The following is a 21,354-nucleotide window of genomic DNA, read 5'->3' on the forward strand; positions in this document are numbered from 1 at the left end:
GGTCCGCCCGCTCACTGTGCGCCGCCGGACGTCGGCGGCGCGATCACGTTGAACATCATCGTCGAGTGGGTCTCCCGCGGTACCCGCCGGCGCGCCGCGATCCGCACCGCGTCCACCATCGGATGCGGCCCCGCACACCGACACGGGTGCCCGTCGAGCGCCCGTCGGATCTCCACGTCGCTCGGCTCGGCCACCCGGGCCAGCAGCGCGCACACCGACGCGACCACGCCCGGTACGCAGAACCCGCACTGCACCGCGCCGGCCTCGATCAGCGCGCGCTGTACGTCGGCGGTCTCCGGGTCGTTGTCCAGGTCCTCGATGGTGCGGACCTCACGATCGCCCAGCGTGGCCGCGGCGATCAGGCACGCGGCCACCGCGACCCCGTCCAACTGCACGGTGCAGGTGCCGCACACGCCCTGACCGCAGCCGTCCTTGGCGCCGGGCAGGCCGAGCCGCTCGCGCAGCACGTACAGCAGGTTCTCGCCGATCCAGGCGTTCTCGATCAGCCGGGCCTCGCCGTTGACCCGCAGCACGTACGACGTCGTCGGGGTCGTGTCGCCCCCGAGGACGTCCCCAAGTCCGGGCCCGCTCATCCGCCGAACGCCCGTTGTACCGCGCGCCGCGCGCACACCGCGACCACGTGCCGCAGGTGCGCCCGGGCGGCCCGCTGCTCGGCCTCGGGGCGCACCTCGTCGGCGACGAGCCGGCCGAAGTCGGCCGCGTCGCGCACGTCCGAAAGCCGCCCGGTACGCGCGTCCATCCGCCCCGCCAACCACCGCTCGGCCTCGAACGCGCGCACCGGCCCGGGGTGCGCCCCGCCGACCGCGCAGCGCACGTCGCCGACCACGGGCCCGGCCACCAGGGCCAGGGTCAGATACCGGCCCGCGCCCACCGGCGCCTTGACGAACTCCTGTACCCCGCGCAGCAGCGGCACCCGCACGCCGGTGATCAACTCCCCCGGTCGCAACAGCTGTTCGGCGATTGGACCGGACCGGGGTTCGAGCAGGTGCGGTGCGACCTCGCGCACCCCGCCGGGCGAACGGCACGACACGGTGGCCTCCAGGGCCGCGAGTACGGGCAGCGAGTCGGCGGGTCGGCCGCTCGCGAGGATGTTGCCGCCGAGCGTGCCCATCGCGCGGACCTGCGCGGTGCCCACCTCGTTGGCGGCGGCGGCCAGCGCCGGGACGAGCGCCGCCAGGTCCGCGTCCGCCAGCCGGGTCCAGGTGAGCCCGGCGCCGAGCATGGCGAAACCGTCCTCGTAACCCCATCGCCGCAGGTCGGCGACCTTCGCCAGGCCCACCAGGGCCGACGGTCGCACCAGTTCGGCGTTGACACGGGGCATGAGGTCGGTCCCCCCGGCCACCGGCAGTGCCCGGGGATCGCGCGCGAGGGCGTCCACGGCCTCGTCGAGCGACAACGGCATCAAGATCGTCGCGTCCACAGCGCCGCCCACCCTATTGCCACGCGGCCACCAAACGAGCGGACCCGGCCGAGATTTGAGCCAACCCGAAACCCCACCCGGCGAACCGGGCCCCGGAACCAAAACACAACGGGTGAAAAGCGCGTCGAATCCCACCCCGGCCGGCACCACCCGCACCACCCGCACCACAACGCAATGCAAAGCAACGCAAGAGGCGCCGACCGAATCGGCCGACGCCCCACGCACACCTCAGCGACTGCTGCTGCCGCTACCGCGACCGCTACTGCTTGCCGCCGCTCTTGCCACCGCTCTTGTCCTTGTCACCCGACCCGCCCGCAGGCATGGTCTCGTAGATCTCCTTGCACATCGGGCAGACCGGGTACTTCTTCGGGTCGCGACCCGGTACCCAGACCTTCCCGCAAAGAGCGATGACCGGGCTCCCGGACATCGCACTTTCCATGATCTTGTCGCGCTGGACGTAGTGCGCGAAGCGTTCGTGGTCACCGTCGCCGTGGGAGAGCTTCGGCGTCTCCTCGATCAGCGTGCCGGTGCCCGTCCCGTGCTCCGGCTCCGGGAAGCTCTGGGGAGTGGTCATACCCACCAGGATAGCCAGACGCCGACCGCATCGATCGGCGCGTGCGCGCGAGCGCCGAGCACGCCCGCGACCCACCGTCGGCCACGCCCCCGACCACCCCTCCGGCCGCCCCCACAACCGCGCTAATTCAGCGTCGGATCCTCCGGGTACGTGGCGACCATCGCCAACTCGCCCACCTGCCGCCGCAGTACCGCCCGCCACAACCGATCCGGCGTCGGCGTGAAGGCGTCGCCCGGCTCGGAGTCGACCACGTACCACGCGCCCGACCGCAGCTCGGTCTCCAACTGCCCGGGACCCCACCCCGCGTAGCCCGCGAAGACCCGCATCGACCCGAAGTCGGCGGCCACCAGCTCCGGCGGCACGTCCAGGTCCACCAGCCCGAGACCGCCGTGCACCCGACGCCACCCCAGCGGCTCCGCGCCGCCCGGCACAGAGGCGATGGCCAGCGCCGAGTCCATCGCGACCGGCCCGCCCTGGAACACCACGGACGGCTCGCTGACGATCTTGGACCACGGCACGAGCACGTCGTCGACGTCCACCGGGCTGGGTCGGTTGATCACCACGCCGAGAGTGCCGTCCTCGTCGTGCTCCAGGAGGAAGACCACACACCGGTCGAAGTTCGGATCGGCCAGCGCGGGCGTGGCCACGAGCAGGCGTCCGGTGAGCGATACCTCGGTCATAGGGCTCATGATCCCGCAACCGCCGCGTCAGAGTGCGCCTCCCGGCGAGGAAGTCGGCCGGCGAGGGCGAGTCCGGCGCCGATCCCGCACACGTCCGCGAGCACGTCGAACGGGTCACCGCTGCGGTGCGGCAGCAGGAAGTGCTGGACCAGCTCGCTCTCCACCGCGTGCCCCACAAGCAGCGCGCCGAGCGGCAGCGCACCGATTCCGACACGCCGACCCGTCCAGGCAATGGCGGCGAAGGAGAGAAAATGCACGATCTTGTCACGATGTGGAACGAACGGCGCCGGGTCACCCGGACTGCCGGGATTGAACAGGAGGTAGAGATTCACCAGCACCGCCACCGCGAACGCGCAGTACGCGAGCCTGCCGCCCCTCGTTCCCCCGGCCATCCCCACTCCTCGTCCACGGGCCCAAAGACCCTTTTCCCCGGGCCCTTCGGCACCCCAACCCGCCACGGGACCGACGCGGATCCGACTACCGTGTAGCGCTGTCGGCCCATCTTCCCTGTCGGTTCCGGCACCCACAGAAGTGCGAGGATTCATGCAAGACGACGTGCTCTTGGTTCACGGCGGTTCCCCGCTGGAAGGCGAGGTTCGGGTCAAGGGCGCCAAGAACCTGGTGCCCAAGGCGATGGTGGCCGCGCTCCTGGGCGAGGCGCCGAGCCGACTGCGCAACGTCCCGGAGATCAGCGACGTACGCATCGTCAAGGGCCTGCTGCAACTGCACGGCGTCGCGGTGCGCGACGGCGACGAGCCCGGCGAACTGCTGATGGACCCCACCCAGGTGGAACAGGCCAACGTCGCGGACATCGACGCGCACGCCGGCTCCAGCCGCATCCCGATCCTGCTCTGCGGCCCGCTGCTGCACCGCCTCGGCCGCGCGTTCATCCCGGACCTGGGCGGCTGCATGATCGGCGACCGGCCGATCGACTTCCACCTGAGCGTGCTGCGCGAGTTCGGCGCGGTGATCACCAAGCGCCCCGAGGGGCTCTACATCGAGGCGCCCAACGGCCTCGAGGGTGCGAAGGTGCGGCTGCCGTTCCCCAGCGTGGGCGCCACCGAGCAGGTGCTGCTCGCGGCGGTGCGCGCGGAGGGCACCACCGAGCTGTCCAACGCGGCGGTGGAGCCGGAGATCATAGATCTGATCTGCGTACTCCAGAAGATGGGCGCGATCATCTCGGTCACCACCGACCGGGTGATCCGCATCACGGGCGTCGCCAAGCTCGGCGGCTACGACCACCGCGCCCTGCCGGACCGGCTGGAGGCCGCGTCCTGGGCCTGCGCGGCGCTGGCCACGCACGGTGACATCTACGTCCGCGGCGCCCGCCAGCTGGACATGATGACGTTCCTGAACGTCTTCCGGCAGGTCGGCGGCGCGTTTTCGATCGACGACGAGGGCATCCGCTTCTGGCACCCGGGCGGGCCGCTGAACGCGATCGCCCTGGAGACCGACGTACACCCCGGCTTCCAGACCGACTGGCAGCAGCCGCTGGTGGTCGCGCTGACCCAGGCCACGGGCCTGTCCATCGTGCACGAGACGGTGTACGAGCGGCGGCTCGGCTTCACCTCGGCGCTGAACCAGATGGGCGCCACGATCCAGCTCTACAGCGAGTGCCTGGGCGGTACGCCCTGCCGGTTCGGCCAGCGCAACTTCCAGCACTCCGCGGTCATCTCCGGGCCGGCCAAGCTGCACGCCACCGACCTGGACATCCCGGACCTGCGGGCCGGTTTCTCGTACCTGATCGCCGCGCTCGCCGCGGAGGGCACCTCGAGGGTCACGGGCATCGACCTGATCGAACGCGGCTACGAGGACTTCCAGGCCAAGCTGGAGGCCCTGGGCGCCCGCGTGGAGCTGCCGATGCGGGTCGCCGAGAGCGTCGCCTAGCCGTTCGTCGGCCGTTTCCCGCGACCCCTCGGATCACGATGGCCCCTTCCCGGGGCCTCAGGGGCCCGAGGAGGGCCGCGCGGGGCGCCCGGGCCCCACAACGCCGGAAGGGCGGCTTCCCCAGCGAGGGAAGCCGCCCTTCCGGTTTCCACCGGGGCTGCTACGGACTTACTTGCCCGAGGCCGCGGCCTTGAGCTTCGAGCCCGCCGAAACCTTGACGCCGTAGCCGGCGGGGATGTCGATCGGGTCGCCGGTCTGCGGGTTCCGCGCGGTGCGGGCGGCACGGTGGGTGCGCTCGAAGGTGAGGAAGCCCGGGATCGAGACCTTCTCGTCGCCCTTGGCGACGATCTCGCCGACCACGTCGGCGAGCGCGCTCAGTACGGCGTCCGCGTCCTTGCGGGTCACGTCGGCGCGCTCCGCGAGGGCGGCCACCAGCTCACTGCGGTTCATGTGTCACTCCCGTGTCTTGCTGACCTCCGCCGACGACCACGGAACGTGGTCGCAAACGTGGTTCAGTCCAACTCGCTGTTCTTGCCCCGGGGACGAATCCTGCACTCATCCATGCCCGGAAGCTAATCAAGGACACGCCAAATCACTGGGAAAGCCCCGTGATTTCGCGGTTCCGGCAGATTACGGGGCCGTTCGGGGGGCCCCGCAACCGGGATACGGACCGACAGTACGACGATCATCCCGCAGGGTTCTGACGCTCCGCCAACACCGCGTCCCGCACCGCCGCCGCGACCACCGAGGAGACCTCCGGGTGGAAAACGCTCGGGATGATGTAGTTCGGGTTCACTTCGTCGTCGGAGACCACCGACGCCAGCGCCCGCGCGGCCGCGAGCAGCATGTCGTCGCTGATGTGCCGGCTCTGCGCGTCCACCAGACCGCGGAAGACGCCCGGGAAGACCAGCACGTTGTTGATCTGGTTGGGGAAGTCGCTGCGCCCGGTGGCGACCACCGCGGCGTGCTCCAGGGCCGCCGCCGGGTCCACCTCGGGATCCGGGTTGGCCAGCGCGAACACGATCGAGTCGGCGGCCATCGCGGCGATGTCGGAGCCGTCGAGTACGTTCGGCGCCGACACGCCCACGAAGACGTCCGCGCCGACCACGGCCTCCTTGAGCGTGCCGGTCAGGCCCTGCTCGTTGGTGTGCTCGGCGATCCAGCGCAGGTCCGTACCCAGGTCCTCGCGCCCGGTGTGCACCACGCCGCGCACGTCCGCGACCACCACGTGGCCCGCGCCCGCGGAGAGGAGCAGCTTGAGGATGGCGGTGCCGGCCGCGCCCGCGCCCGACATGACGATGCGCACGTCCTGGATCTTCTTGCCGACCACCCGCAGCGCGTTGGTGAGCGCCGCGAGCACCACGATCGCGGTGCCGTGCTGGTCGTCGTGGAAGACCGGGATGTCCAGCGTCTCGCGCAGCCGGCGCTCGATCTCGAAGCAGCGCGGCGCGGAGATGTCCTCCAGGTTGATCCCGGCGAAGCCCGGCGCCATCACCTGCACGGCCCGGACGATCTCGTCCGGGTCCTGGGTGTCCAGGCAGATCGGCCACGCGTCGATCCCCGCGAAGCGCTTGAACAGGGCCGCCTTGCCCTCCATGACCGGCAGCGCGGCCTTGGGGCCGATGTTGCCCAGGCCGAGCACCGCGGAGCCGTCGGTGACCACCGCGACGGTGTTGCGCTTGATGGTCAGCCGGCGCGCGTCGTCCGGGTTCTCCGCGATGGCCAGGCACACCCGCGCCACGCCCGGGGTGTAGACCATCGAGAGGTCGTCGCGGTTGCGGATCGGGTGCTTGGACTGCATCTCGATCTTGCCACCGAGGTGCATCAGGAACGTGCGGTCCGAGACCTTGCCGAGGGTGACGCCCTCGATCTCGCGGATCGCCTCCACGAGCCGGTCGGCGTGATCGGTCGAGGTCGCGGCGATCGTGACGTCGATCCGCAGGCGCTCGTGGCCGGACGCGGTGACGTCGAGCGCGGTGATCGACCCCCCGGCGGATTCCACCGTGTTGGTGAGCCGACTGACCGACGGACCCCCTGCGGGGACCTCCAGTCGAGCCGTGATCGAGTACGAGGCGCTGGGCGCTGCGGGCATGAACTCTTTCTCCTCCGATCGCTGCGACGCCCGTTTCCCACGACGTCGCATCGCTCCCGATGGTCTCACTTCGTGGACATCGGCGTGCCGACCGGGGCGACCGGGAGCCGGCCTTACCCGGACCCCCCGGCCACGCAAACTGTGATCCTCGTCCTTCGCCGATCTCCCGGCGTCGGCGGGAGGGTCGGTTACGCTGGTCGACGACACCGGCTCGATCCAAGCCCCCGGGCCCAACCATTAGTCCCTACGAGGGACCACTTGCCGAGAGGCGAGCATTGGCGGGTCGGTGTCCTCGACGAAACGAGACGGCGGTCCTCCGGGGCCGCCGTTTCGGCGTACGGAACCCCGCACGGGCAGTGCCGCGTCCGCACGTGCGCGCGTCACGGGCAGCCGCCCGGGCACGCGAAAAGCCCGGTGTGCGGACACACCGGGCTTTTCGTTTCAGCGGTTTCAACAGGGGTGGAGGTGGCGGGAATTGAACCCGCGTCCTACGGTGCGGAACCAGAGCTTCTCCGAGCGCAGTCCACAACGATTTTCTCGGCCCCGGTGTTCACGTGGACAAGACACCGACGGGCCCAGTTACTGTTTTTTGTCCCGAACGACCCCGTAACCGGGTCGGGCGGTGAAGTCCCCTAGATTATGCCAGGGTCCGGGGCGGGGACGCACCCGGTCTGACACCTTCGGATACTCGCTTAGGCAGCGAGGGCGAAGGAATCGCGCTTGGTATCGGCGATTATTTGTTTGCGACATATGGTTAACGAGATCATTGTCGCTTCCTCGGCTCGCTTCCTCTGCTTCGACAGCCGCAGTCGAAACCGATCACCCCCTATTGAATTTTCAAGCAACCACCCGAGGGTGTCCTGCTCGAACGGCCCGACTCGCCACACATGCTCGAGCCGAACCAGGCACATCGTACGGTCCAACGTCGGACCGGTCCACTTCATTCCCCGCCGGTCACCCTCGCCGCCGGTTCACTGCCGACGGCCGCGCACGTACTTGGACATCACGCGCTCCGTCTCCCGCCTGTCCTGCTGTTCGCGCAGGGTCTGTCGTTTGTCGTAGTTCTTCTTGCCCTTGGCCAGCGCCAGTTCGAGCTTCGCCCGGCCGTCCTTGAAGTACAGGCTCAGCGGGACCAGCGTGTGACCCGTCTCCTGGGTCGACTGGAGCAGCTTGTCGATCTCGTGCCGGTGCAGCAGCAGCTTCCGCTTGCGTCGCGCCGTGTGATTGGTCCACGTGCCCTGGGAGTATTCCGAGATGTGCACGTTGTGCAGCCACACCTCGCCGCCGTCGATGCTCGCGAAACCGTCCACCAGGGACGCCTTGCCGGCCCGCAACGACTTGACCTCGGTGCCGGTCAGCACGAGCCCGACTTCGAGGGTGTCCTCGATCAGGTAGTCGTGCCGCGCCTTCTTGTTCTGGGCGATGAGTTTGCGCCCGATCTCTTTCGCCATGATCCCTGCATTCTCGCGCATGGCCGCAAGCCCATTACCCCGGAGCCGGCTCGGCCGTCACAACCACAGTGCCGGGTCGACGAAGTCGCCGTCCACCAGCACCTCGAAGTGCAGGTGCGCGCCGGTGGACCAGCCGGTGTTGCCGGAGCGGCCGACCTGGTCGCCCCGGGCCACCCGCTGCCCCTCGCGCACGGCGATTCGGGACAGGTGGTTGTACGTCGTGGTCAGCGCGACGCCGCCGACCCGCCCATGGGAGAGCACGACGCGGTAGCCGTACGCAGCGTTGTAGCCGGTCTGCACCACCGTGCCCTCCCGGGCGGCGGCCACCGCGGTGCCCTCGGGGACCGCGAAGTCGGTGCCGGTGTGCAGCTTCGTGTACTCCAGGATCGGGTGGTAGCGCATCCCGAAGCCCGAGCTGATCGAACCGCGGACCGGGTAGGACAGCGCGCCGCCCGTGGCCGAGGAGGACGTCTGCGGGCCGGCCCCGCGGGCGGGCGCGTTGCTGCGGTTGACCAGCTCGGTCAGCCGCTTCTGCTCGGTGCGGATCGCCTCGTAGCGCTGCTGGTCGGCCGCCTTCTCCTCGCGCGCGGTGGCCAGCGCGCGCTCACGCTGCGCGCCGAGCGCGGTCACCCTCGCCGCCGCCTCGGTCGCGGTCTTCTCCAGCGCGACCACCTCGGCCAGGTTCCGCCCGGCCTCGGCGTGCCTGCGCCGGGCCTCCTCGCGGCGCCGCTCCAGCTCGGCCCGGCGGGCGTCCACCGCGTCCCGGGTGCGCTCCAGACGCGCGATGGTCTCGTGGTCCGCCTGCACCATGCGCCGATAGCTCTCCAGGCTGCTCAGCAGCTCCGCGGGGGTCTGTGCGCGCAGGATCATCGACAACTGCGCCATCTGCCCGCTGCGGTACGCCCGCCCCACCAGCTGCGCCACGTCGTCGCGCACCGCCTGGGTCGAGGCGGCCACGTCGCGCAGCTCGGCCTCCGCGGTGGTCACCGCGGCCTCCGCCACCTCCACGGCGTGGCTCAGATCGGCGGTACGGGCCTGCGCCTCGGCCACCTTCGCCCGGGCGGCCTCCGCCGCGGCCCGGGCGCCCGGCGCGGCCGCCTCGGCCTCGGCGTACGCCTTCTCCGCCGCGCTCAGCCGGGCCAGCGACGCGTCCAGGTCGGCCCGCATGTCGCGGGCCGCCACATCGGCGCGCTGCTTCCGGGCCCGCACGTCACCGTCGTCGTCGCCGTCCGCGTACGCGGGCACGAAACCCACCGCGGCAGCCGTGATCACCACGAGCACCGACAATCCGAGTCGCCTGGTCCGAATTCTGCGCATGATCACAAGAAACGCGGAACACACATGAATTGCCACTGAACACACCGGTATGGAAGTAATACGAACTCACACGGAACCCATCCGGACGCATACAGACGTTCGAGAGCCCCGCCGCGCCGTGGCGCTGCGGGGCTCTCGGGCCGCTCCGGGTAGCCGGTGTCCGGCCGGTGCTCAGACCTTGAGGTATTTCAGCAGGGTGAAGAACGACGCGATCGCCGACATCACCGCGCCGAACACGATCAGCCACGGCAGGGTCATCAGCACCGGACCCCAGCCGATCAGATCGAACGCGCTGAACTGCTGACCGAGCCCCTGTTTCACGCCGAAGTAGAACCCGGCGCTCAACAACCCGGTCGCCATCAGACCGCCCAGCAACCCGGCGATCGCGGATTCCATGATGAACGGCAATTGGATGTACAGGTTCGACGCGCCGACCAGGCGCATGATCCCGGTTTCCCGGCGGCGGCTGAACGCGGACACCCGGGCGGTATTGACGATCAGCAGGATCGCCACCAGGAGCATGAAGACCATCACCCCGAGCGCCGCCCATTGCGCGTTCTTCAGCAGTTTGAAGAACGGCTCCAGGATCTTGCGCTGGTCCTGGACGGACTGCACGCCCGGACGCCCCTGGAACGCGCTCGCCACCACCTGGTACTTGGTCGGGTCCTTCAACTTGACCCGGAAGGACTCCGGCAGCTGATCGGCGGTCACGCTGCCGGAGATCGGCGATTCCTTGTTCTGCTCCTTGAAGTGCTGGAACGCTTCCTGCTTGGTCTCGTAGTAGGTCTTCTCCACGAGGGGCATCCGGCTGAGTTCCGCGCGGAAACCCTCACGCTGCTCGTTCGAGACCTCGCCGCCCTCACAACCGGGCCCGTGGTCGCTCTTGCCGCACAGGAAGATCGAGACCTCGACCCGGTCGTACCAGAAGTCCTTCATCTCGTTCACCTGAACCCGCAGCAGCAGACCCGCTCCGGCCAGCGTGAGGGACAGCGCGACACTGACGATCACCGCGATCGTCATGGTCAGGTTCCGGCGGAGACCGACTCCGATCTCCGAGAGGACGAACTGGGCGCGCATGATGTCCTAGTCGCTAGGGGCGCGGCCGGACTGCCGCGCCGGGGTGGTCCGGTGGATCAGTGCTGGTAGCCGTACACGCCGCGAGACTGGTCGCGAACGAGTCGGCCCTGCTCCAGCTCGATGACGCGCTTGCGCATCTGGTCCACGATCGCCTGGTCGTGCGTGGCCATCAGGATCGTGGTGCCCGTCCGGTTGATCCGGTCGAGCAGCTTCATGATGCCGACGCTGTTCTGCGGGTCGAGGTTGCCGGTGGGTTCGTCGGCGATCAGGATCATCGGCCGGTTCACGAAGGCCCGGGCGATCGCCACGCGCTGCTGCTCACCACCGGACAGCTCGCCGGGCATGCGCTCCTCCTTGCCGCCCAGCCCCACCAGGTCCAGAACCTCCGGTACCACCTTGCGGATCGTGCCCCTAGGCTTGCCGATCACCTCGAGCGCGAACGCGACGTTCTGGTACACCGTCTTGTTCGGCAGCAGGCGGAAGTCCTGGAAGACCGTGCCCACCTGGCGGCGCAGCGCGGGCACCTTCCAGTTGGACAGTCGGCCGAGGTCCTTGCCCGCCACGAAGATGTTGCCCAGGGACGGCCGTTCCTCCTTGAGGACCAGCCGCAGGAAGGTGGACTTACCCGAGCCCGAGGACCCGACGAGGAAGACGAACTCACCCTTCTCCACTTCGAGGGAGACGTCGTGCAACGCGGGGCGCGGCTGCTTCGGGTAGGTCTTGCTGACGTTGTCGAATCGGATCACGGTTGCATCACGGTGCGCCAGTGTAGGGGGCAGGGCATGCAGCTGGGGGCACAGAGGAGGCCAAGGGACCACACTGTCGGGAGCCGGGCGCCCAGGCTCGAACAGAGTGGTCGTCGGGCATGGCCATTCCGTGAGTGTAAGCGGCACAGTGGAGGCGGACGGGAACTTCCCGCCGCGTCGTGAGCGTTATGTATATGGATGCGTGTCAGCGGAGCAATCAAGGCGGAGGAGTCGAGATGACCTTGGACCGCCTGGTGTGTGCGAACTGCGCCGGACTGGTCACGGAGGGTCGTTGCCCGACGTGTCGAGCCAGTCGCGAACGCCTCAGGAGCTCCGGCGGGATCAACCCCGCGATGGTGGCGGCACTCGCCCTGCTCGTCCTGGCGTGTGCGCTGCTGCTGGCCCGCGTGGGCGGCTGAGCCGCCCGAAGCGCGCCCGCGGCCGGGAGAGACCCCGGCAACAGCCGAGACCGGACACGACGAAGGCCCTGGGTGCCCCCAGGGCCTTCGCGCTGTGCAGCGGCGCTCCGCGGCTTCCGGAACCCGAATCCGCCCTTGCCGGCAGCTGTCCGGCGCGGACCGATCCGAGCGGGCGCCCCGTTCTCGGGCCGGGCACAGGGCCCGACCGCGTACCGCGGGTGCCGCCCACCGCCCCCGGTTCCGGGCCGACCGTTTCACAGACGCACTCGCGATGACCGCGGTGCGCCCGGCTCGGAACGCCGGGACGGCGGATTCAGTGCCCCGGCACCGCCGCGCCGGGGCACAAGTCTTCGACTCAGGCCGCGGGGGCCTGCTGCCGGCGCCGAAGCCGCGCGGGGAGCACGGTGAAGGTGAAGCCACCGGCCGCCATCGCGGCACCGCCGACGATCAGGAACGCCATGTTGGCACCGGAACCGGTCTCGGCCAGTTCCTTCTTCGTGGCCTGCTGCGCCGGCGCGGTGTCGCCGCCGCCGAAGTCGCGGACGGGGGCGTTCTGCTGGTCGTTGCCGCTGCTCGTCCGGGTGTTCCCGTCGCCGCCGCAGTTCAGGTCCAGCCCGCCGGAGGCGTGCGTGGCGTCACAGGTGTTGCCACCGGTGCTGCCGCCAGTGCTGCCGCCGGTGCTGCCGCCCGAGTTGCCCTTGCTGGTGTTGCCCGAGCCGCCCGAGTTGCCCTTGCTGGTCCCGGCCGAGGTGCCCGACGATGTGCCCGTCGAGGTACCGGCCGAGGTGCCCGAGGACGTACCGGTCGAGGTACCCGTGGAGGTGCCCGTGGACGTGCCCGTCGAAGTACCCGACGAGGTGCCCGTCGACGTACCGGTGGACGTACCCGTCGAGGTCCCGGTCGAGGTGCCCGTCGACGTACCGGCCGAAGTACCGGTGGAGGTACCGGTCGAGGTGCCGGCGGACGTACCCGTCGACGTGCCGGTCGAGGTACCCGTGGAGGTACCGGTCGACGTGCCCGTCGAGGTGCCCGTGGACGTGCCGGTGGAGGTCCCCGTCGAGGTACCCGTGGACGTGCCCGTCGAAGTACCGGTCGAAGTACCCGTCGACGTACCGGTGGAGGTCCCCGTCGAGGTACCGGTGGACGTGCCCGCCGAGGTACCGGTCGAGGTACCCGTGGACGTACCGGTGGAGGTGCCCGTGGACGTGCCGGTCGAAGTACCCGTCGAGGTACCGCCCGGACCACCCGGGCACGTGTGCGTCTGCTCACACCCGTCGTCCGGACCGCCGTCCGTCGCGCTCGCCACGCCGGCGACCGCGAAGGACGCGCCCGCCGCGAACAGCGCGGCGGCGGCCATCCGAGCCGTCCGCACGCGCATTTTGGTTGACATCAATTAACCCCCAGTTGGATGAGATCCCCGTATCCGCGCCGGCGCGGGTGGGGTCCCAAACGCCGTTGGGCATCACCCGACGCGCGTCCGTGCCATCTGTCGATGCGCTTCGGACTCCCCTGATCGGATGCGTCGCGGTAATGCCGCTGTTCAGACTGGTAACCGGGCGGATGCCGCGTCAAGGGCGTTCGGAGAGGGTTGCGGGGGTTAATTCCGATTCGCCGCGAAAATCGGCACGAAAGCGCAACGCCACACGGCCCGGGACCCCCGCCGATTCGTGGGTGTCCCGGGCCGTGATATCGACTTGTTCACCGGAATTCCGGCGGCCGGCCTCGGCTACGCGGCGGCGGTCTGCTGGGTTTTGCGCCAGCGGATACCAGCCTCGATGAAGCCGTCGATCTCGCCGTCGAGCACCGACTGCGGATTACCGACCTCGAATTCGGTGCGCAGGTCCTTGACCATCTGGTACGGGTGCAGGACGTAGGAGCGCATCTGGTTGCCCCAGGACGAGCCCTCGCCCTTGAGCGCGTTCATCCGGGCCTGCTCCTCCTGGCGCTGCCGCTCCAGCAGCTTGGCGGAGAGCACCGCCATCGCGGAGGCGCGGTTCTGGATCTGCGAGCGCTCGTTCTGGCAGGACACCACGATGCCGGTCGGGATGTGCGTGATGCGCACCGCCGAGTCGGTGGTGTTGACGCCCTGGCCGCCGGGACCGGAGGAGCGGTAGACGTCGACCCGCAGTTCGGACTCGTCGATGTCGACCCGGTCGCTCTGCTCGACCACCGGCAGCACCTCGACGCCCGCGAACGAGGTCTGTCGGCGGCCCTGGTTGTCGAACGGCGAGATGCGCACCAGGCGGTGCGTGCCCTGCTCGACGGACAGCGTGCCGTAGGCGTAGGGCACCTTGACCGCGAAGGTGGCCGACTTGATGCCGGCCTCCTCGGCGTAGGAGGTGTCGTAGACCTCGGTCGGGTAGCCGTGCCGCTCGGCCCAGCGGGTGTACATCCGCAGCAACATCTCGGCGAAGTCGGCGGCGTCCACGCCACCGGCCTCGGAGCGGATGGTCACCAGCGCCTCGCGCGCGTCGTATTCGCCGGACAGCAGGGTGCGGACCTCGAGTTCGCCGACCGCCTTGTGTACCGCCGCCAGCTCGCTCTCGGCCTCGGCGCGGGTGTCCGCGTCGTCCTCGCCCTCGGCCAGCTCGAACAGGACGTTCACGTCGTCGATCCGGCGGCGCAGGTCCTCGACCCGGCGCAGTTCGCCCTGGAGGAACGACAGCCGGCTGGTCACCTTCTGCGCGGCCTCGGGGTCGTCCCACAGATCCGGCGCCGCCGCCTTCTCGTTGAGAGCGGCCACGTCGGCCCGCATCTTGTCGAGGTCGAGGACGGCCTCGATCGACCCCATGGTCGACTCGACGGACTTGAGCTCTTCGGAAGGATCAACGGCAGCCACGCACCCATCCTAAGTGGACGGCGGCCCGACTCGGGACTCAGCCCGCGTCGGGGGTCGACGCGGCGCCCTGCAGGCGGCCGTTGTCGGTGCGGACGTACACGTCGACCCGGTCGGCGCCGACGGCCGCCGCCGCGGGGGCGTCGGCGCTGGCGGTGTTCGGGTCGACCGGCCGCCAGCCGCCCTCGCCGGGCACCGCGCCGAGCAGTCGCCCGTTGCCGTCCCGGGCCAGCACGACCAGGCCCCGGGCCTGGCTCCAGGCGGCGGCCGGGCGCGCGGACGCGGCGAGGTTGACCCGCTCCGGCTCGCGCCAGGTGCCGTCGACGCTGGTGATGTGCAGCACCGCGTGGTCGCCCGCGCGCACCACGAAGGCGTCCAGCGTGCCGGGGCCGCTCGCGGTCAGCGCCGGCGCCGCCTCGATCCGGCCCGCGCTGGGCACCGTGGTGAAGCCGCTCCAGCCGCCGCCGGTGAGCGACCCGGCGGCCAGGCCGTCGCTCGCGGTGCGGGCCACGATGTCGATCCGGTCGCCGGTGGCCACCGCCGCGGGCGCGCCGGTGAGCTTGGTTTTGGCGTCCGTCCTGGTCCACTCGCCGAAGCGGCCGTCGGCGAACGTGGCGCGATACAGCAGCTTGTCGCTCGCGCCGACCGCGAACACGTCCATCCGGCCGGCTCCGGTGGCCACCGCCGCCGGGTCGTCGGTGGTGCGGAAGGTGGGCAGCCTGCGCCATTCGCCCCAGCGCGCGCCGTCGCCGATGACGTACCAGAGTCCGCCGTCGCCGTCGCGCTGCACGAGGTAGCTGCGGTCCGCGTCGACCCGGGCCGCGGCGGGGCCGCCCTGGAGCAGCACGGGCGCGGCGGGCAGCGGTGCGAACGCGGCCCACGCGTAGCTGCCGGGGGCCCGCTGCGGGGCCGGTCCCTCGGAGCCGCGGGTCGGTCCGGGCGCGGTGTCGGTGGGCGATCCGGCGCTTTGTCCGGCGGGGCGGGCCGGGTTGTCGTCGTCCTTGCCCAGCCACATCGCGCCCGCGCCGATCACGACCACGGCCAGCACGCCGCCGAGCACCGCGACCCACCTGCGCCGGCCGCCGCGCGCGGGTTTGCCGCGCCGGTGCGACTGCACCGGGACCGCGTCCTCGAACACCGGGCGGGTCAGGTTGGTGTGCGTGTCCCGGCTGCCGTCGGCGGCCTCGGAGATGCCGGAGACCAGCGGGACCACGCCGGCCGGGCGCGGCACGGGGGTGTCCTGGCGGCCCGCGGTGCCGTTGGGGTCGGGCACGTCGAACGCGGGCAGGCCGATCAGCGCGGGCAGGGCCGAGCGCAGCCGCTCGCCGAACTCGCGGGCGGTCAGCCGCGCGGCGGGCGCCTTGGACAGGCACGACGCGAGCACCGCGGCGAGCGGGTCGGGCAGGCCGGGGATCCCGGGCACCGGTTCGGTGACGTGGCGGCGCAGCACCGCGCCGGGGTGTCCGCCGCCGAACGGCGTCCAACCGGTGAGCAGTTCGTACAGGACGGTGGCCAGCGCGTACACGTCCACCGCGGCCGTCGGTTGCAGGCCCTCGATGATCTCGGGGGCCAGGTAGTCGGGCGTGCCGATGATCCGGGTGGCCCGGGTGCGGCGCGGCGCGTCGACCAGGCGGGCGATGCCGAAGTCGGTGAGTCGGGCCCGGGAGACTCCGCCCGAGGTGTCGATCAGAATGTTCTCGGGCTTGACGTCGCGGTGGATCACCCCTTCCGCGTGTGCGGCGGAGAGGCCGTCGGCGACGTCGGCGACGATCGCGGCGGCCAGGCGCGGGGTGAGTACCCGTTCGCGCTCCAGCCGGGCCCGCAGGTCGGGCCCGATCACCAGGTCCATCACCAGGGCGAGGTCGGTGCCGTCGACGACCAGGTCGTGCACGCCCACGATGTTGGGGTGGTCGAGGCTGGTCAGCGCGGTGCGCTCCTGCACGAAGCGGGCGACCAACACCTGGTCGGACGCGAGGTCTTCGCGCAGCAGCTTGATCGCGACGGGTCCCTCGGGGCCCTCGCCCTGCCAGACGGTCCCGCTGGCGCCGCGCCCGAGCACCTTCAGGGCGACGTATCGGCTACCGATCTTGCGTGCCAAAGCAGCTCCGTGGACCCAGCGAGCATGGTGCTCACAGCGGACTTCCCCGACCGCACCCTACGCGGCCGATCCCCGAATGCGGGGACCGTCGGGCAGGACGGCGTGTACGAGGCCGTCCTCGACGCGGGCGACCGGGGGATGACTTCGCGTCAGTTCTTGCCGCCACCGCCGCTGCCGTCGCCCTTGTCGCCGCCGTCGTTGCCGGTGACGAAGTCCTTGACGTCGTCGTACCAGCCTCGAACGGTATCGAAGGTGTCGATGGCGGAGTTCACCCAGTCGTGCAGCGGGCTGAACCAGTAGACGGCGAACAGGACCGCGCCGATGATCACCAGCCGCAGCAGGCAGCCGACGCCGCAGCCCACGCCGGGGATGCTGGTGAGCCGGAACCGCCGTCGGCGCGGCTCGCGTTCGCGGCGGTCGCGCGGCTCGCGCTCCCTGGGCTCCTCCGGCTCGCGCACGGCGCGCGGTCGGCGCCGGGGCTCACGTTCGGCCGCCTCGTCGCGGTGGTAGCGCGACGGTGGCGGTGGGGGCGGCGGCGGGCCGGGATCGGCCTGCGCGGGCGGGCCGGGCCGGCTGTGCATCGGCTCGGCGTAGGCGGGCGGCGGGTGGTTCGGGGCCTGCTGCGCCGGTTGTCGCCGCGTGGGCGGCGGTTGTTGCGGTTGCGGGTAGCCGGGCGGCTGCGTGCTCATCACCCGGGTCGCGTTCGGCGACGCGGGCGGTACGGGCGGCGTCGGCGGCGGGGTGGTCGGCGCGCTCGGGTAGCCGGCCCGGGTCTGCGGGAGCGCGCGGGTGGCGTCGGCGGCCCCGCCGCCGGCTCGGGCGCCGAACGCGCTCGCGGCCAGCACCTGTGCGATCGAGCCGTCGTCGGGTCGCGCGCCGGAGACCACGTCGGCGGCCATCCGCAACGCGCGGCCGAGACCCGCCGCGTCGGGCCGCACCTCGGGCTGCTTGGCCAGACAGCGCTCGGTGATCAGCCAGTAGGCGTCGGGCATGCCCGCCGGCCGCGCCGGGATCTCGGTCAGGTGGTGGTGCAGCAGCGCGATCGGGTTGGTGTCGCGGAACGGCGGGTGTCCGGCGACCAGTTCGTAGAGCACCACGCCCGCCGCGTAGACGTCCACGGCGGGGGTGAGGGGGCGGCCCTCGGCGGTCTCCGGGGCCACGTAGCTGGGGGTGCCGACGAGTTCGTGGGTGCGGGTGAGCGCGGGCGAGTCGGCGAGCCGGGCGATGCCGAAGTCGGTCAGCATCGGGTAGAGCGAGTCGCCGTTGCGGGCCAGCATGATGTTCGCCGGTTTCAGGTCGCGGTGTATCACCCCGTCGGCGTGTGTCACGCTCAACGCGTCGCAGATCTGAGCCATCGTCAGCGCCGCGGGGGCGGCCGGGAGCGGGCCGTTGTCGCGCAGGTAGGTACGCAGGTCGGGACCGTCGATCAGGTCCATCACCAGGGCGAGCGTCTCGCCCTCGACGACGAGGTCGCGCACATGTACGAGGTTGGGATGGCGCAGGTTGAGCAGCAGTGAGCGCTCGCGCAGGAAGCGGGTGACCACGTCCGGGTCGGTACCCAACTCCTCGCGCAGCACCTTGACCGCGACCACCTCGCCGGAGTCGCGCACGCTCGCGCGCCAGACGGTGCCACTGGCTCCGCGCCCCAGGGTCTCCTGGAGCAGATATTTGCTGCCGACCGGCCGGTCCACGCCGCTCCCCACTGTCCTGTCCGCCACCTGGGCGGTGGTGCCGGGTTGCCTCCCACCCTAGGTGGTACTCGGGTACGGACGCATCGACCGCAGGTACGGTTCGGCCGCCCGGTTCGAACCTTGTCCGATCGGGTTCTCGGCGGATACTCGACACGGGTCGACGTCGTGGGGTCGGCGCGGTGGGGGTTGGGATCGCTTCCGTGTTCGGGCGATTCGCCGGCGACCCGGTCGTTTGCGGTCGAAATTCGGACAAGAACCTTCGTCCGTCCGGCCGTGGGCGACATGACGGTCGTGGGTGCGAGGATGCCTCTTGTTTTCTGCTCGGAGGAGGGAGGGCGCGCATGCAGATCCGGCTCACCGTGCACGGACCGCAGCGGACCGGACCGGGCGCCGACGTGCTCGTCACCGCGCCGTCCGGAACGACCTTCGCGGGGATCGCGGGCGCGCTGCGGACCGCCTCCGGCACCGACGGCCAACGTTTTTGGGTGGGCGACGTGCGGCTGCGCGACGACACCCCCGTGGGCCGGCCGCCCCTGGTGGACGGCGCCCTGATCACCGTCGACGCGCTCGGCTCCCCCTCCCCCTCCGCCGGGTCCGCGCAACTGCGGGTGGTCGGCGGGCCGGACGCGGGCGGCGTGCACCTGCTGCACCAGGGCGGGGTACGGATCGGCCGCGCGCCCGAGGCCGAGGTGCGGCTGGGCGATCCCGACCTGTCCCGGCTGCACGCCGAACTGTGGATAGAGCCCGGTCGCATCCGGGTCGCCGACCTCGACTCGACCAACGGCACCACCGTGGACGGCATGCCGGTCGGGCGCGAGCCGGTCGACCTGCCGCCGGGATCGCTGCTGCGGGTCGGCGAGTCCACCCTGCAGACGTTCCTGCCCCAGCCCTACGGCTCGCCCGACGACGCCTCCGGCGCCCCGGCGCGGGCCGACGGCACCGGCCACATCGAGGTCCGCCGGGTCGCCCGCGCGCAGTTGCCGGTGCCCGCCCGGGCCCGGTTCGAACTGCCCGAGGAGGCACCGGGCCGGCGCCGCCCGTTCGCGCTGCGCCGCCGGGCCCGCGGGACCGAGCGCGAGACGATCGAGGCGGCGGCCCGCTCGGCACTGCTCGACGAGGTGCGCTGGCGCCGCGACCAGTCGCCCGACCCGGCCACGCTGCTGCTCGACGCGCTGGCCACCGGCGAGCCGGGTCCGGTGGGCCGGTTGTGGGAGCGTGCGGCCGGTCACCCGGAGGCGCTGAGCGTGCGCCTGGGGGTCGGCGACCTGCCGTCGCGGGTGACCCTGGTGGAGCCGCCGACCTCGGCCGGCGACGGCGCGGAGCGCAGGCTGACCGCGTTCTCCGTACCGGTCACCGTCTCGCTCAAGGACACCGTCCTCGGCCTGGCCGGGCCGCGGCTTCGGCTGCTCGGTCTGGCCCGCTCGGTGGTCGCCCAACTCGCCGGGCTGCACGGGCCGCAGGACGTCGAACTGGTCGTGCTGTGCGCCGACGGCGCCACCGCCGCCGACTGGTCCTGGGCCCGCTGGTTGCCGCACCTGCGGCCGGGCGAGGGCCAGGACTGCCGGCTCCTGGTCGGCCTGGGCCCGGAGCAGGTGCTGGCCCGTGCCGGCGAACTGCTCGACCGCATCGACACGGCCGAGCGGGTGCCGCTCCGACGCACCGTGGTCGTGCTCGACGGCGCCGGCCGACTGGCCGCCCGGCCGGAGATCGTCCGGCTCCTGGTCGAGGGTCCCGCGGCCGGCGTCCACGCGCTGTGCCTGGACGAGCGGGCCGAGGACCTGCCGGCGCAGTGCTCGGCGGTGGCCCACGTCACCGGCGAGGTGGGCACCCGGATCGACCTGATCGGACCGGGCACGCGTCGATTGACCGACGTGGTCGCCGACGCGGTGTCCTCGGCGTGGGCGGACCGCTTCGCCCGCGCGCTGGCCCCGTTGCGCGAGGCCACCCGCCGGGTCACCTCGCCGCTGCCCGAGTCGGTCCGCCTGCTCGACCTGCTCAACCTGGACCTGCTCACCCCCGCCAAGCTGCTCGCGGGCTGGCGCGAGGCGGGCCACTCGCCGCGCGCGGTGCTCGGTTCGGACGCGCGCGGGGCGATCACCGTCGACCTGTCCGCCGAGGGCCCGCACGTGGTGATCGGCGGGGCCGCCCGCTCGGGCCGCTCCGAGTTGCTGGCCTCCGTGTTGTGCTCGCTCGCGGTGGCGAACCGGCCCGACGAGTTGGCCATCGCGCTGGTCCGGGGCCCCGAGGGGCTGTCCGACCTGCCGCACGTGGTGGGCTCGCCGGCCGACGCCGACGCCGACGTCTCGGCCACGGGCGACGCGATCGCCGCCGTGCGCGACGAGTTGGACCGCCGCGAGGGGCTGCTGCGCGGCACCCCGTTCGAGGCGTATCGGGCGGGTCCGGGCGGGGCGCTGCCCCGGCTGGTGGTGGCGGTGGACGACATAGACCTGTTGGCCGAGTCGTACCCGGGGTGCGTCAAGGGCCTCGCCGACGTGGCCCACCGCGGCGGCGCGCACGGCGTACATCTGCTGGTGACCACGGGTCGGCCCGCCCGGAGCCTGGAGATCGAGGCCGCTGCGGGCGCCGAACTGCGGATCGCCCTGCGCGTGGACGATCCGCAGTCCTCCCGCGTGCTGATCGACGTCGAGGACGCGGCGGGCGTGGACGAGGACTACCCGGGTCGGGGTTTCGTGCGCGGCCGCGACGGCGCGGTGATCCCCTTCCAGGGCGGCCGGGTGACCGGCCGGATGCCGCGCACGGCGACCCTGCGCCCCACCGTCGTCCGCCAGGAGTGGCAGGAGATGGGCAACCGCCTGGCCCGCCGCCCCACCCCGGTCGGCGGCGGCAACGGCCCCACCGACCTGGCCCTGCTCACCGGCGCGGTCCGCCGCGCCGCCGAACAACTGGGCACCCCGTTGCAATCCCGCCTATGGCCCAGAGCCCCTTTGCACCTGACCCAAAAAGCCCGGTAGCCACCAAGCCCCACAGGCCGAATCGCCGCCCCGAACGCAGTAACCCGCAGCCCGAACACCAAAACGCCACGGC

Annotated in this window: 18 protein-coding genes and 1 other RNA gene; 4 read left to right on the top strand and 15 right to left on the bottom strand. The window is 71.6% G+C overall.

The genetic code is table 11. The features are described 5' to 3' along the window. Nucleotides 1–11 precede the first annotated feature (11 nt). The 5 genes from ACH4XV_RS15400 to ACH4XV_RS15420 form a co-directional block, all read right to left on the bottom strand. Complete coding sequence (locus ACH4XV_RS15400) at nucleotides 12–593, bottom strand: (2Fe-2S)-binding protein (protein WP_395789886.1); 582 nt, start codon at nucleotides 591–593, stop codon at nucleotides 12–14. Then, a complete protein-coding gene (locus tag ACH4XV_RS15405; protein ID WP_395790006.1) occupies nucleotides 590–1,423 on the bottom strand; it encodes an FAD binding domain-containing protein in 834 nt (277 codons plus the stop codon). Before ACH4XV_RS15405 ends, ACH4XV_RS15400 begins: the two co-directional genes overlap by 4 nt. Nucleotides 1,424–1,700: 277 nt before the next feature. Then, nucleotides 1,701–2,015, bottom strand: a complete 315-nt coding sequence (locus ACH4XV_RS15410) for a DUF3039 domain-containing protein (protein WP_126643614.1) — start codon at nucleotides 2,013–2,015, stop codon at nucleotides 1,701–1,703. Nucleotides 2,016–2,137: 122 nt separating this feature from the next. Further along, nucleotides 2,138–2,695, bottom strand: a complete 558-nt coding sequence (locus ACH4XV_RS15415; RefSeq protein WP_078977041.1) for a YqgE/AlgH family protein — start codon at nucleotides 2,693–2,695, stop codon at nucleotides 2,138–2,140. Between the two features lie 5 nt (nucleotides 2,696–2,700). Further along, nucleotides 2,701–3,087 (bottom strand): hypothetical protein, encoded by a 387-nt coding sequence (locus tag ACH4XV_RS15420; protein WP_395789889.1) that lies wholly within the window; start codon nucleotides 3,085–3,087, stop codon nucleotides 2,701–2,703. A 151-nt stretch (nucleotides 3,088–3,238) separates the two neighbouring features. Between ACH4XV_RS15420 and murA the strand changes: the two genes are divergently transcribed. Next, nucleotides 3,239–4,582 (top strand): UDP-N-acetylglucosamine 1-carboxyvinyltransferase, encoded by a 1,344-nt coding sequence (gene murA, locus ACH4XV_RS15425; RefSeq protein WP_126643613.1) that lies wholly within the window; start codon nucleotides 3,239–3,241, stop codon nucleotides 4,580–4,582. 168 nt (nucleotides 4,583–4,750) lie between these two features. On the opposite strand, the gene ACH4XV_RS15430 is transcribed toward murA, so the two are convergent. The 7 genes from ACH4XV_RS15430 to ftsE all read right to left on the bottom strand — a co-directional run bounded on the left by ACH4XV_RS15430 (nucleotide 4,751) and on the right by ftsE (nucleotide 11,265). Then, nucleotides 4,751–5,032, bottom strand: a complete 282-nt coding sequence (locus tag ACH4XV_RS15430) for an HU family DNA-binding protein (RefSeq protein WP_020553331.1) — start codon at nucleotides 5,030–5,032, stop codon at nucleotides 4,751–4,753. A gap of 235 nt (nucleotides 5,033–5,267) precedes the next feature. Then, a complete protein-coding gene (locus tag ACH4XV_RS15435) occupies nucleotides 5,268–6,674 on the bottom strand; it encodes an NAD-dependent malic enzyme (protein WP_078977039.1) in 1,407 nt (468 codons plus the stop codon). 457 nt (nucleotides 6,675–7,131) lie between these two features. Then, nucleotides 7,132–7,501, bottom strand: a transfer-messenger RNA (tmRNA) gene (gene ssrA, locus ACH4XV_RS15440). Between the two features lie 144 nt (nucleotides 7,502–7,645). Then, entirely contained in the window at nucleotides 7,646–8,125 is a 480-nt protein-coding gene (gene smpB / locus ACH4XV_RS15445) for an SsrA-binding protein SmpB (protein WP_395790008.1), read from the bottom strand. Nucleotides 8,126–8,182: 57 nt separating this feature from the next. Next, on the bottom strand, nucleotides 8,183–9,442 hold the full coding sequence (locus ACH4XV_RS15450) for a M23 family metallopeptidase (RefSeq protein ID WP_395789892.1): 1,260 nt from the start codon (nucleotides 9,440–9,442) through the stop codon (nucleotides 8,183–8,185). Between the two features lie 171 nt (nucleotides 9,443–9,613). Beyond that, nucleotides 9,614–10,519 (bottom strand): permease-like cell division protein FtsX, encoded by a 906-nt coding sequence (gene ftsX, locus ACH4XV_RS15455; protein WP_078977037.1) that lies wholly within the window; start codon nucleotides 10,517–10,519, stop codon nucleotides 9,614–9,616. A 56-nt stretch (nucleotides 10,520–10,575) separates the two neighbouring features. Then, nucleotides 10,576–11,265, bottom strand: coding sequence for a cell division ATP-binding protein FtsE (gene ftsE / locus ACH4XV_RS15460; protein WP_078977036.1), 690 nt, complete (start codon nucleotides 11,263–11,265; stop codon nucleotides 10,576–10,578). A 236-nt stretch (nucleotides 11,266–11,501) separates the two neighbouring features. On the opposite strand from ftsE, the gene ACH4XV_RS15465 reads away from it, so the two are divergent. Both ACH4XV_RS15465 and ACH4XV_RS15470 read left to right on the top strand, forming a co-directional pair. Continuing rightward, nucleotides 11,502–11,684: a hypothetical protein gene (locus ACH4XV_RS15465; RefSeq protein WP_395789894.1), complete on the top strand. Its 183-nt coding sequence runs from the start codon at nucleotides 11,502–11,504 to the stop codon at nucleotides 11,682–11,684. 458 nt (nucleotides 11,685–12,142) lie between these two features. Beyond that, complete coding sequence (locus ACH4XV_RS15470; protein WP_395789896.1) at nucleotides 12,143–13,081, top strand: hypothetical protein; 939 nt, start codon at nucleotides 12,143–12,145, stop codon at nucleotides 13,079–13,081. A 329-nt stretch (nucleotides 13,082–13,410) separates the two neighbouring features. Here ACH4XV_RS15470 and prfB read toward each other — a convergent pair whose 3' ends face one another. The 3 genes from prfB to ACH4XV_RS15485 form a co-directional block, all read right to left on the bottom strand. After that, nucleotides 13,411–14,523 carry a peptide chain release factor 2 gene (gene prfB, locus ACH4XV_RS15475; protein ID WP_395789898.1) on the bottom strand — a complete coding sequence of 371 codons (1,113 nt, stop codon included), beginning with the start codon at nucleotides 14,521–14,523 and terminating at the stop codon, nucleotides 13,411–13,413. Nucleotides 14,524–14,560: 37 nt separating this feature from the next. Further along, entirely contained in the window at nucleotides 14,561–16,618 is a 2,058-nt protein-coding gene (locus ACH4XV_RS15480; protein ID WP_395789900.1) for a protein kinase, read from the bottom strand. A 149-nt stretch (nucleotides 16,619–16,767) separates the two neighbouring features. Further along, nucleotides 16,768–18,336 (bottom strand): serine/threonine-protein kinase, encoded by a 1,569-nt coding sequence (locus ACH4XV_RS15485; RefSeq protein WP_395789902.1) that lies wholly within the window; start codon nucleotides 18,334–18,336, stop codon nucleotides 16,768–16,770. Between the two features lie 314 nt (nucleotides 18,337–18,650). Here ACH4XV_RS15485 and ACH4XV_RS15490 point away from each other — a divergent pair, with 314 nt between their 5' ends. After that, nucleotides 18,651–21,281, top strand: a complete 2,631-nt coding sequence (locus ACH4XV_RS15490; protein WP_395789904.1) for an FHA domain-containing protein — start codon at nucleotides 18,651–18,653, stop codon at nucleotides 21,279–21,281. Nucleotides 21,282–21,354: the final 73 nt, after the last annotated feature.

Source organism: Embleya sp. NPDC020630 (genome assembly GCF_044334985.1).
In the GTDB taxonomy this organism is placed as follows: Bacteria; Actinomycetota; Actinomycetes; order Streptomycetales; family Streptomycetaceae; genus Embleya.